General features: G+C 74.1%; 12 protein-coding genes. 9 read left to right on the top strand and 3 right to left on the bottom strand.

All coding sequences use genetic code 11. The features are described 5' to 3' along the window. From HN013_RS34215 to HN013_RS23055, 7 genes are all read left to right on the top strand, one after another. Complete coding sequence (locus tag HN013_RS34215; protein WP_398980558.1) at positions 1-387, top strand: phosphopantetheine-binding protein; 387 nt, start codon at positions 1-3, stop codon at positions 385-387. 77 nt (positions 388-464) lie between these two features. Beyond that, positions 465-674 carry an MbtH family protein gene (locus tag HN013_RS23080; RefSeq protein WP_171169265.1) on the top strand — a complete coding sequence of 70 codons (210 nt, stop codon included), beginning with the start codon at positions 465-467 and terminating at the stop codon, positions 672-674. 618 nt (positions 675-1,292) lie between these two features. Beyond that, the gene (locus HN013_RS23075; RefSeq protein ID WP_171169263.1) at positions 1,293-2,729 is read left to right on the top strand and encodes an ABC transporter ATP-binding protein; all 1,437 of its coding nucleotides are present in this window, start codon (positions 1,293-1,295) and stop codon (positions 2,727-2,729) included. Beyond that, the gene (locus HN013_RS23070; RefSeq protein WP_171169261.1) at positions 2,722-4,437 is read left to right on the top strand and encodes an ABC transporter ATP-binding protein; all 1,716 of its coding nucleotides are present in this window, start codon (positions 2,722-2,724) and stop codon (positions 4,435-4,437) included. Before HN013_RS23075 ends, HN013_RS23070 begins: the two co-directional genes overlap by 8 nt. Positions 4,438-4,575: 138 nt before the next feature. Continuing rightward, positions 4,576-5,409, top strand: a complete 834-nt coding sequence (locus HN013_RS23065; RefSeq protein ID WP_171169259.1) for a siderophore-interacting protein — start codon at positions 4,576-4,578, stop codon at positions 5,407-5,409. Next, the gene (locus HN013_RS23060) at positions 5,406-6,482 is read left to right on the top strand and encodes an iron ABC transporter permease (RefSeq protein WP_171169257.1); all 1,077 of its coding nucleotides are present in this window, start codon (positions 5,406-5,408) and stop codon (positions 6,480-6,482) included. Before HN013_RS23065 ends, HN013_RS23060 begins: the two co-directional genes overlap by 4 nt. Beyond that, on the top strand, positions 6,479-7,573 hold the full coding sequence (locus HN013_RS23055; protein ID WP_171169255.1) for an iron chelate uptake ABC transporter family permease subunit: 1,095 nt from the start codon (positions 6,479-6,481) through the stop codon (positions 7,571-7,573). The genes HN013_RS23060 and HN013_RS23055 overlap by 4 nt, the downstream gene beginning before the upstream one ends. Here the strand turns inward: HN013_RS23055 and HN013_RS23050 are convergent. Further along, the gene (locus tag HN013_RS23050) at positions 7,525-8,076 is read right to left on the bottom strand and encodes a GNAT family N-acetyltransferase (protein ID WP_249375280.1); all 552 of its coding nucleotides are present in this window, start codon (positions 8,074-8,076) and stop codon (positions 7,525-7,527) included. The two genes, HN013_RS23055 and HN013_RS23050, sit on opposite strands and share 49 nt — an antisense overlap. Positions 8,077-8,347: 271 nt before the next feature. Next, complete coding sequence (locus HN013_RS23045; RefSeq protein ID WP_171169253.1) at positions 8,348-8,512, bottom strand: hypothetical protein; 165 nt, start codon at positions 8,510-8,512, stop codon at positions 8,348-8,350. Between the two features lie 144 nt (positions 8,513-8,656). Here HN013_RS23045 and HN013_RS23040 point away from each other — a divergent pair, with 144 nt between their 5' ends. Further along, a complete protein-coding gene (locus tag HN013_RS23040; protein WP_171169251.1) occupies positions 8,657-9,616 on the top strand; it encodes an aminoglycoside phosphotransferase family protein in 960 nt (319 codons plus the stop codon). An 18-nt stretch (positions 9,617-9,634) separates the two neighbouring features. On the opposite strand, the gene HN013_RS23035 is transcribed toward HN013_RS23040, so the two are convergent. Continuing rightward, positions 9,635-10,684: a chitinase gene (locus tag HN013_RS23035; protein ID WP_171169289.1), complete on the bottom strand. Its 1,050-nt coding sequence runs from the start codon at positions 10,682-10,684 to the stop codon at positions 9,635-9,637. Between the two features lie 211 nt (positions 10,685-10,895). Between HN013_RS23035 and HN013_RS23030 the strand changes: the two genes are divergently transcribed. Continuing rightward, positions 10,896-11,639 carry a helix-turn-helix domain-containing protein gene (locus HN013_RS23030; protein ID WP_171169249.1) on the top strand — a complete coding sequence of 248 codons (744 nt, stop codon included), beginning with the start codon at positions 10,896-10,898 and terminating at the stop codon, positions 11,637-11,639. Positions 11,640-11,675: the final 36 nt, after the last annotated feature.

The following is an 11,675-nucleotide window of genomic DNA, read 5'->3' as shown; positions in this document are numbered from 1 at the left end:
ATGGTCCCGTCGGCGTTCGTCGTCCTCGACGCGCTGCCGCTGACCGTCAACGGCAAGCTGGACCGCAAGGCGCTCCCCGCGCCCACCGCGTCCGACCTGGCCGCCGGCGGTTCGGGCCGGGCCCCGCGCGACACCGTGGAGAAGACGCTGTGTAACGTTTTCGCCGACGTGCTCGGACTGCCCGAAGTCGGCATCGACGACGGTTTCTTCGACCTCGGCGGGCACTCGCTGCTGGTGATGTCCCTGCTGCACGGTGTCCGCGAGGCGTTCGGAACGGACCTGGGCGTCGGCGACCTGCTGGCCCGGCCCACGGTCGCCGACCTCGCCGCCTTCCTCACCGAACGGCCCGGCGGGGAACCCCGGGATGCCGAAAGGGCCCCTTCCTGAGCCGCACAAGATCACGAACAATCGATACCGCACGCCTGCACATCCGATTCGCATCCGATTCGCAAAGGAGACCCGGCATGAGCGCCACCAACCCCTTCGAGGACACCGAGGCCCCGTACTACGTCCTCGTCAACGCCGAGAACCAGCACTCCCTGTGGCCGGCCTTCGCCGAGATACCCGAGGGCTGGACCGTCGTCCACGGTGAGGACAGCCTCCAGGGCTGCACCGACTACGTGGACGCCAACTGGACGGACATGCGCCCGGCCAGCCTGGTCGCGCGGACCTGACCGGACCACCCACCGCAGTACCGCCGCGGCCCGGAACCGGACGGGTCCGGGCCGCGGCGGCCGAACCACACTGCCGAAAGCGGAAACCTGACGCCGTGAGCACCCACCCCGACCCGCCGGAGCTCCCCTCCGGCCCCGCCGGCCGGCCGGCCGACGAGCCCGCAGCGGCCCGGAGACCCGCCGACGTCCCGCCTCCCCCCGATCTCTCGGACGAGGAAGTCGGCGAGGACACCGACCCGAAGCAGCTCCCCGCCGATCGCCGGCGGCGGGCCCGCGCCCTGCTGCGCGGCGCGCTGCGTCCGCACCGGGCGACGGTCGGGGCCGCGATGGCCGCCGCCTGTATCCGGCAGCTGGCGCTGCTCGCCGTCCCGTTGTGCGTCCAGAAGGCGCTCGACGACGGCATCAGAGGCCATGACCACCGGGCGCTGCTGCTGTGGGCGGGGGCCACCGCGCTCGCCGCCTGCGTCCAGTTCGCCGGGCTCTACGGCTGGCAGTGGTGGGCGAGCACCGCCGACGCCAGGGTGGGCGCGGACCTGCGGTCACGGCTGCTCGGCCAGCTGTCGGGCCTGGACCGGGCCGCGCTCGCCGACCGCGGCCACGGCGACCTNCGACGCCAGGGTGGGCGCGGACCTGCGGTCACGGCTGCTCGGCCAGCTGTCGGGCCTGGACCGGGCCGCGCTCGCCGACCGCGGCCACGGCGACCTGGCCATGCGCGCCGGCCGGGACACCGACATGGTCAGGGAATGGGTGCACGGCCTGGCCGTCTGGGTGGTGCTCGCCACCACCTTCGTCGTCGTCCTGCCCGGCCTCGCGGTCCTCGACCCGGTCCTCCTCCTGGTGACCGTCGGCATGCTCCCCTTCCTGGTCTGGGTCAACCTGTACTTCCCCCGCCGGTTCGCCGCCGCGAGCGACGAACTCGCCGAAGCGCACGGCACCCGCGCCGAGGCCGTCGCCGACCTGCTCCAGCTGGGGGCCGGGCTGCGCGGCACCGGCGGCCACCGCCCGCTGGTCGACCGGCACGCCACCGCCAGCGCCACCGTCACCGAGCGCACCGTCGAGGCGGCGCGCATCGAGGCGTCCTGGGCGGCCGTCGCGCCGTTCGTGCCCCGGCTCGCCGTGGCCGTCGGGGTGGGCGTCGGCGGGCTGTCCGTCCTCGACGGGCGGCTGACCATCGGCGGACTCGTCGCCTTCACCTCGTGGATGGCCACCCTCACCCTGGCCACCCGGGTCCTGGTGCAGCGGCTGCTGGAACGCGGCCAGGCGGACGTGGCGGCCGCCCGGATCGACGAGGCGCTGTCCATCGGCGCCACCGTCACCGACCCGGCCGAGCCCGTGGCCCTCTCCTCCGGCGGGGACCTGGAACTGACCGGTGTGAGCGCGGTGCGCGACGGCGTAACGGTGCTCGCCCCGCTCGACCTCACGGTCCGGCACGGCGAGTTCGTGGCCGTCCGGGGTGCGACCGGCTCCGGCAAGAGCACCCTCCTGCGGCTGCCCGCGCGCCTGGACGACCCGGCGACCGGCACCGTCCGCTACGGCGGCACCGACCTGCGGGACGCGGCGCTGGACGACGTGCGCCGCCGCATCGGCCACGTGGCCCAGCGGCCGCTGCTGCTGACCGGGACCGTGGCCGAGAACCTGCGGTGCGGCCGTGACCTGACGGACGAGGAGCTGCGCGCCGCCTGCGGGACGGCGGGCATCCACGACCAGATCGCCGCGATGCCCGACGGCTACGACACCGAACTCGGCGAGAGCGGCACGGCCCTGTCCGGGGGCCAGATCCAGCGGCTGGCCCTCGCCCGCGGCCTGCTCGGCGACCCCGAGGTGCTGGTGCTGGACGACTGCACCTCCGCGCTGGACACCACCACCGAACGCCTGGTGCTGGAGAGGCTGAAGGCATGGGCCGCCGGCCGTACGGTGATCTTCGCGACGCACCGCACCGCCGTCCTGGACGCCGCCGACCGCGTCGTCACGCTCGCGGGACACCACGACACCCCGCCGGAGCCGGCCAACGTCGTGGCCGGTTCCGCCCCGATCCTGGAGGCCGACCGTGGCTGAGCCGGTCCTGCTCGACGACCGGCCCGACGAGCGCCGTGTGCTCCGCCGGGCCGCCCCCTACCTGCGCCCCCACCGCAGGGCCCTGATCGTCGCCCTCGCCGTGGGCCTCGCCGACTCCGCCGCCCTGGTGGCCGTCGCCCCGCTCGTCGGCAGGGCCACGGACGCGCTGCTCGCCGAGGACCGCGGCGGACTGCTCGTCGCCGCCGGGGCCCTGGTGGCGCTGGCCGTCGTCCAGCTCGGGCTGGCCCGGGCCGGTGAACTGCTGCTGGCCAAGGCCGGCGAGAGCGTCGTCCGGAGTCTGCGGGAGCGGTGCGTGGAGAACCTGGCGGCGGCGCCCCTGCGGTTCCTGGAGTCGCACCGCACCGGCGACCTGCTGCGCCGTACCACCGGCGAGGTGGCCGCGCTGGCGTCGTTCGTCCGTATGCACCTGCGCAACCTGGTGTCCGCCACGGCCACCCTGGTCTTCACGCTGGTGGTGCTCTTCGGGTACTCGTGGCAGCTGGCCCTCGTTCAGCTCGCCGTGTTCGTACCGCCCGCCGTGCTGGTCATGCGCTGGTTCCAGCGGGACGCCCCCGGGGCGTTCGGCGGGAAGGCGACCGCCGAGGCCGCGGTGGCGGCCACGTTCAGCGAGACCCTGAACGTGCGCGAGGCGCTGCAGAGCGCTCGCGGACTCCCGGGCTGGATGCGCCGCTTCCACCGGGAGAACGACGTGGCGGTCGGTGCCGCGCGCCGGGCCGTCCGGGTGGAGAACCGTATCGACCTGGTGAGCCTCATCGAGGGGCTGGCCATGGTGGCGCTGCTGCTGTTCGGCGGCTGGTCCGTCGCGCGCGGCTCGATCGGCGTGGGCACGGTCGTCGTCTTCGTCCTCGCCGGCCGCAACCTCTTCGACTCCTTCTCCGACATCTCGCAGCTCGTCGGGCACGTACAGACCGCGCGCACCGGCCTGGCCCGCCTGCTGGACCTGCTCTCCGCCACCGACCGCGCGCAGCGCGAGGAGGCGGGGGACGCGGAGGGGGCCGCGTCCGCGCCGCCCCGGCGGGGCGAACTCAGCTGCGAGGGCGTGGGGTACGCGTACCACGACGGCAGCCAGGTGCTGTCCGACGTCTCGCTGGAGTTCCCCGTCGGCGACCGCACCGGCATCGTCGGCGAGACCGGCTCCGGCAAGACCACGCTCTCCAAGGTGCTCTGCGGGCTCTACGCCCCCGACCGGGGGACCGTGCGCTTCGCCGGCGTGGACCTCCGGGAGATACCGGAGTCCGAACTGCGCCGCCGCGTCGTGCTGGTGCCGCAGGAGGTCCGCATGGTGACCGGGACGATCGCCCGCAACCTGGAGCTGGTGCGCAGCGCCCCGGACCGCGCCGCCATGGAACGGGCGGTCCGGGAGCTGGGGCTGGAGGACTGGATCCGAGACCTGGGCGGCCTGGACGCCGAGGTGGGCGTGCGGGGCGGCCGGCTGTCGGCGGGGGAGCGGCAGATCGTCGGGCTGCTCCGGGCGGCGCTGGCCGATCCGTCGGTGCTGGTCCTGGACGAGGCCACCGCCGACATCGACCCGGTGACGGCGAGCCGGCTGGAGCACGCCCTGGACGGGATGAGCGAGGACCGCACCCTCATCGTCATCGCCCACCGCCCGGCCACCATCGCCCGGCTGCCGCGCGTGATTTCGCTGGACAGGGGCCGGGTGATCAAGCAGATGGCGCATACATCATGATCTGAGTTAGGGTAGCCTAACCTCGGTCGGGGCTCATTCTCCGGCCGTCCAGGCGAGCCGGAGTGGCCCCTCGCGCGTCCGCGCCGGGGGCCACTGCGGCACCGGCCCCGCGCACGCCCGACCGGATTGGGATGATCGATGACCACCGACACGCTGCTACCGCGCACGCGCATCGTCCGCCACCCCCTCAAGTACCGCTTGCTGGAGGTGCGGAGGGTCGACCGGATCACTCCCTCCACCGTACGGGTCACCTTCGGCGGCCCCGCCCTCGAAGGGTTCTGCGAGCAGGCGCCGACCGACCACGTGAAGCTCTGCTTCGCCCAGGACGGCGACGAACTGCCCGTCGAGCCGGTCGTCGTGAACGACACCTGGATCGACGCCCCGGTGGAGCCGATCACCCGCGACTACACGGTCCGTCACTACCGCCGCGACACCCACGAGCTGGACATCGACATGGTCCTGCACGGCCATGGCGTCGCCTCCGCCTGGGCCGCGCGGGCCGAACCCGGCATGCGGCTCGGCATCCTCGGCCCCCGGGGCTCCGAGATCCTGCCCATGGTCCACGACTGGTACCTGCTGGCAGCCGAGGAGACCGCCCTGCCCGCCCTCGCCCGCTGGCTGGAGATGCTGCCCGCCGGGGTCCGCGTCCTCGCCTTCGCCGAGGTGCCGGGACCGCGGGACGAGCAGGACCTCCGCACCGCGGCCGACCTCTCGATGACCTGGCTGCACCGCGGCTCCGCCCCGGCCGGCAGCACCGACCTCCTGGAACGCGCCGTCCGCGCCGCCGAACTCCCCGCCGAGGGCCTCGGCTACGCCTGGATCGCCGGCGAGGCCACCAGCCTCAAGCCCATCCGCCGCTACCTGCGCCGCGAGCTCGGCCTGGCCAAGGAGCAGGTGGACGTGGACGGTTACTGGAAGCGCGGCGTGGAGAACCACGACCACCACGAGGACGAAGAGCACGAGCACGCGTGAGCACGACCGCCCCTGCCGTCACCGGCCCACCCGCACCCGCCCCCACCCCCGCACGGCCCCGGGCCGGACGTGCCTGGCACGCCCGGAGGGCCGCCGGACTGCTGGCCTGCGCCGCCCTCGTGGTGGTGCTCGCCGTGCTCGGCATCGGCATCGGCGCCAAGAACATCGCGCCCGGCGACGTCGTCCACGCGCTGCTGACCCGGGACCCGCGGAGCGACGACTGGATCGTCGTGCGCACCTCCAGGCTGCCCCGCAGCCTGCTCGGCATCGCCGTCGGCGCCGCCCTCGGCCTCGCCGGGGCCCTGATGCAGGCGCTCACCCGCAACCCGCTCGCCGACCCCGGACTGCTCGGCGTCAACGCGGGCGCGGCCGCCGCCGTCGCGTCGGCGACCGCCCTGCTCGACCTCGGCAGCTTCTCCGCCTTCGTCTGGGCGGCCCTGCTCGGCGCAGCCGTCGCCGCGGCCGCCGTCTACTTTCTCGGCACCCGCGGCCGCGGCCGGGCCACCCCGGTCCGGCTCGCCCTGGCCGGCACCGCCGTCTCCGCCGTGCTCACCGCGGTCGTCAACGGACTGATCCTGCTGGACCCGCTGGCCCTCAACCGGTTCCGGTTCTGGCAGATCGGCACCCTGGCCGGCGGCAGCGGCTCGCTCCTCGTCCAGGTGCTGCCCTTCCTGGGCGCCGGCGCCCTGCTGGCCGTGCTGCTCGCCCGGCCGCTCAACGCCCTGGCCCTCGGCGACGACACCGCCCGCTCGCTCGGCGCCCACCCCGGACGCACCCAGTTCGCGACCATGGCGGCGATCACCCTGCTCTGCGGCGCGGCCACCGCGGCCGTCGGACCGATCGCCTTCGTCGGACTGGCCGTTCCGCACATGGCACGCCTCATGACCGGCCCCGACCAGCGCTGGCTGCTGCCGTACAGCGCCGTCCTCGCCGCGGCCCTGCTGCTCGCCGCCGACATCCTCGGCCGCGTCGTGCTGCGCCCCGAGGAACTGGAGGCCGGCGTCGTCACCGCGTTCCTCGGCGCCCCCCTGTTCATCGCCCTCGTCCGCCGCAAGAGGATCGCCCAACTGTGACCAGCCGCACCACGTCCGCAGGTCCTGCCGCCGTACCGGCGCCGCGGACCCGCCCGCGCGCCCTGCGCCTGCCAGGGCCCGGCCGGACCCTGTCGGTGCGCTGGGACCCCCGCGCCACCGCCGTCGGCCTGCTCCTCGCCCTGGCCGCGGCCGTCGTCGGCGTCTGGTCCCTGACCACCGGCGACTTCCACGTCCCCGTGCCCGACGTCCTGAAGGTCCTCGCGGGCGACGGCCCGCCCGCCGCCGACTACATCGTCGGCGAACTCCGGCTGCCCCGGCTGCTGACGGCCCTCCTGGTCGGCGCCGCGCTCGGGCTGTCCGGCGCGCTCTTCCAGACCGTCGCCCGCAACCCGCTGGGCAGCCCCGACGTCATCGGCTTCACCGTCGGCTCCGCCACCGGCGCCCTCGTCACCATCCTGGTGCTGGGCGCGGGCGCGGCCTCCGTCGCCGTCGGGTCCGTCATCGGCTGCGCGATCACCAGCGCCGCCGTCTACCTGCTCGCGTGGCGGGGCGGCGCGGCCGGCTACCGGCTGATCCTCGTGGGCATCGGCGTGAGCTCCCTGCTCACCGCGGCCAACGCCTACCTGATCGCCCGGGCGTCCTTCAACGACGCGCAGAGCGCCCAGGTCTGGCTCACCGGCAGCCTCAACGGCCGCGGCTGGGAACACGTGTGGACGATCGTGGCCACGCTGGCCGTCCTCGGCCCGGCGGCGGTGGCGCTCGGACGGCCGCTGCGGATGCTGGAGATGGGCGAGGACACCGCGGCGGCCCTCGGGGTGCCCGTGGAGCGCGTCACGTCCGGTGCCCTGGTCGTCGGCGTCGGGCTCACGGCGCTGTCCACGGCCGTCGCCGGGCCCGTCCCGTTCGTCGCCCTGGTCGCCCCCCAGGTCGTCCGGCGCCTCACCCGGGCCACCGGCCCCAACCTGCTCGCCGCCACGGTCATGGGCGCCCTGCTGCTGGCCGTCAGCGACCTCGCCGCACAGCGGATGCTGGCCCCCACCCAACTGCCCGTCGGTGTCCTCACCGGTGTCGTCGGCGGCTGCTACCTGGTCTGGGTGCTGGCCCGCCAGTGGCGGACCGGCCGCGGCTGAGCCGGTCCTGCCACCGGCCGGACGAAGATCCGCGAGCCGCGTGCCGGGTCCAGCGCCGCGACCCAGGTACGCGGCGCCCGGGCGGCGTCGGTCTCCCGGAAGCCGCCGCGCACGAACGACTCCCCGCCGCCGGTCGTCGCCGCGAACACCTCGCTCACCGAGCGCGCGGCGGCCTCGGCCAGCAGGGCGGCCAGCAGCCGCGCCCCGACGCCGCGCCGCTGACGGTCGGGCCGCACACAGAAGTTGTGGAGCACGGCGGCCGGTTCGTCCGGATAGGTACGCAGGGCCACACAGCCCTCCAGTTCCCCCTCCGCGTCCTCGGCGACGAAGAACTGCCGTGCCGTCACCGCGTACAGCCGGGGAGCCCTCCGGCGCAGCGCGCCCGAGCGCATGAACGGCTCGGACAGGGCGTGGAGCGCGGCGGCGTCGGCTGGACCTGCGATCCGTACGCGGCCGGGCGCGAGGGCACGGGAGCGGACCTCCTGGCGGGACGCCGTGGTCAACGGTGGCACCTTTCCTGGTTCCTGTTCACTGCCGTTCCGGCCGTCCGTGAGACGTCCGGAATATTAGGCAAGCCTAACCTAAGTTGACCTTGGCTTTCCGGCCGGTCCCGCAGGTGGCGGGGCAGGGTGAACCGGACCGTCCCCTTCCCTCTTCCTCTTGGTACCAGGACCGTTGGGGTACTACGTTGTGATCATGACAACGCCGGTACTCCGCACCCTCCCCAAGGACGGGTCCGCGGCGGGGCCGGAAGGGAAGAGGGGGACCCGTGAGTCAGAACGCCACCGACGCCGAGAATGCCGGGGATGTGGACGGGACGGCCGGAGCGCCGCCCGCGGCCGAACGCCGCCCGGGGCTCCTGCGCGACGCGTCGGTGTCCGCCGTGCCGGCCGGGTTCGTCGCCGTCGTGGTGTCCTGCTCGGGCCCCCTGGTCGGCATGGGCGCGCACCTGCTCCTGACCCGGCGCAGGGCGCGGTGTCCTGACCCGGCGGGGCCGCTCAGGGGGTGCCAAGCCCGGCGGCGAACCGTCAACAGGTTAAAAGTCGTCGACAGCCGGGTGTCCTACCGTGGAAGATCATCTGTATGGCGAATCCGGAAGTCCCCGACACCCACCTCAGCGCCCGCGCCGAACGCGCCGTGGCCCTCGCGACCAGGGCCGGCCGCCGGCTCGGTCTGCGGGCGGACGAACCCCGCGTCCTGCACGACGTCTTCAACGTCCTCGTGCACCTGGCGCCGGACCCCGTGGTGGTCCGCGTACCGTCCCTGGCCCTCATGACCGCCGAGGAGCAGGTGGCCAAGCAGCGGCGGGAACTGGCGGTGGCCGGCTGGCTGGCCGACGCCGGCGCACCGGTGGTGGGCCCCAGCCCGCTGGTGCCCCGCGAGCCCGTCGAGATCGACGGAACCTCGCTCACCTTCTGGGAGTTCGTCACCGAGACGGACCCCCTGCGCGACCTCCCGCAGGACGACACGCGGGCGATGGAGGACCGCTTCGCCGAACAGACCGGCTGGTCGGCCGAGTTGCACCGGCTCCTGGCCGGCTACCCGGGCGACCTGCCCGTCCTCTCCCCGCTCGTACCGGCGATCGGCACGTCGCTCGCGGCCCTGCGGAAGGACCCGCAGACGCTCACGACGGCCGACCTCGACCGGGCCGAGCAGGAGTACGCGGCCCTCGAAGCCCTCGTGCGGGACTTCCCCGCCCGCTTCCCCGGCGCCCGCCTCCAGGCGCTGCACGGCGACTCCCCGGCGTACAACGTCCTGCGCACCGCCGACGGCCACCTGTTCAGCGACTTCGAGGACGTCACCCGCGGCCCCGTCGAGTGGGACCTGACCCTCGTCGGCCCGCGCGGCATCGAGGCGTACGAGCGCGCGGGCGGCACCCCGGTCGACCGCGCGCTGCTGGAGGTCATGGAGGGGGCGCGGCTGCTCCAGATGGTGTCGGCCCTGAGCGTCGTCCCGCTGATGCCCGCGCTGGGGCAGATGCTCGAACCGTCCGTGGCCATGTGGCGGGCGCGCACCCCGCTGACGACGGAGTCCGGCGGCTGACCCGCCCGGGGGTGGGCCTCAGCGCCCTTGCAGCGCCTTGACGTTGTCGCCGAAGGTCCACCCCCGCGACCCGTCCCAGTTGACCGACCAGGTCATCAGACCCTTCAGCCGGCCGCCGTAGTGCTGCCACGCCCGCGACACCAGGCTCGGCGCCATATAGCCGCCCCCGGCGCCCGGCTGCGAAGGCAGGCCCGGGACCTGCTTGTCGTACGGCACCCTGATGGTGGTCCCCTGGACGACCAGCCCCCGGTCGAGGCAGTCCGTCTGCGCGGTGAACCCCTCGACCGTGCCCGCGGAGTAGGAGTCGCCGGAACAGCCGTACATATTGCCGTTGTAGTACTGCATGTTGAGCCACCAGAGGCGCCCGTTGTCCGCGTACCTCTTCACGATCGGCAGGTAGGCGCCCCAGATCGAGCCGTACGTCACGCTGCCCCCGGTCACGTACGCCGTCTCCGGCGCCATGGTCAGGCCGAAGCCCTCGGGCATCCGTGCCAGGACGCCGTCGATGATGCGCACCAGGTTGGCCTGCGACGTGGACAGCCTGGTGATGTCCCCGCTGCCGGTGAGGCCGGTCTCGATGTCGATGTCGATGCCGTCGAAGTTGTACTTCTTCAGGATGGGCACCACCGTCTCCACGAACCGGTCGGCGACCGCGGCCGACCCGAGGTCGATGCCCGCCGCCGCCCCGCCGATGGACATCAGGACCGTCGTCCCGGCCGCCTTGGCGCGGCACATCTCCGCCGGGGTCGGGACCTTCACCGTCGTGTCCATCCCGTCCTCCCACAGCACCGTGCCGTCGGACCGGATGACGGGGAACGCCGCGTTGACGACGTTGTATCCGTGACCCCGGATCCGGTCGTCGGTCACCGGGATCCATCCGAGCGGCGGGTGCACACCGTTGGCCGCGCCGTCCCAGTTCTCCCAGTAGCCCTGGAGAACCTTGCCCGTGGGCTTCGGCTTGACGGCACAGACCTCTTCCGCCGGCGTCCGCGACGCCGCGACGGCCGGTAATTGCAGCGCACACACCATGGCCAGGCCGATGCCCAGCAGACGTGCTGTTCTCCGGATCACGTTCGCTCCCTGACGTGGGGGGTGGGAGTGGGGTGTCAGGGAAGGTAGGAGCGGGTGCCGCGCCCGTCAATAGGTCTGGACCATCCTCTCCTTGTCTCTCCTTGCCTCTCCTTGCCGACCGGCCGGGCAGGACCCGGGGGAGGAGCGGGATGGAAGATGATGGGAGGGAGGACCCACAGGGGCCGGGACCGAGGAAGGGCGGACGAGGGTGCGGATCCGGCACACTCCACGGGCGGCGACCGGGCTCCGGCCCCTGCCCGCGGGCGCCGGGGTCGACGCCCACCGGCACGACGAGCACCAGATCGCCTACGCCGGACGGGGAGTGCTGTCGGTCACGACGGACGCAGGCGTCTGGATCGCCCCCGGCAACCGGGCCATCTGGATCCCCGCGGGAACCGTCCACGAGCACCGGGCGTACGGCGACACCGACCTCCACCTGGTCGGGCTGCCGGTGGAGGACAACCCGCTGTCCCTGGACCGTCCCGCGGTCATCGGCGTCGGACCGCTGCTGCGCGAGCTGATCATCGCCTACACCCGGGGGCCCGCCGACCCCACCGACGAACGCCGCCGCCTGCGGGCGGTGCTCCTCGACCAGCTCCGGCACTCCGCCGAACAGCCCCTCCACGTACCCACGCCCAAGGACCCGCGGCTGGCCGCGGTGTGCGACGTCCTCCGGGAGAACCCGGCGGACCCCCGCACCCTCGCCCAGCTCGGAGCGGCGGCAGGGGTCAGCGACCGCACCCTGACCCGGCTCTGCAGGGCTGAACTCGGCATGAGCTTCCCCCAGTGGCGCACCCAGGTGCGCCTTCATCACGCGCTGCGCCTGCTGGCCGAGGGTGCCCCGGTCACCAGCGTCGCCCACCGGTGCGGCTGGGCGTCGAGCAGCGCCTTCATCGACGTCTTCCGCCGGGCCTTCGGCCATACGCCCGGCGCGCACCGCACCCGTTTCTGACCGCGCCCGCCGTGCTTGCCTCCGACCCCGCCCGCC

Source organism: Streptomyces sp. I05A-00742 (assembly GCF_013055795.1).
Lineage (GTDB): Bacteria > Actinomycetota > Actinomycetes > Streptomycetales > Streptomycetaceae > Streptomyces.
This window is presented reverse-complemented; position numbering and strand designations above follow the sequence as displayed.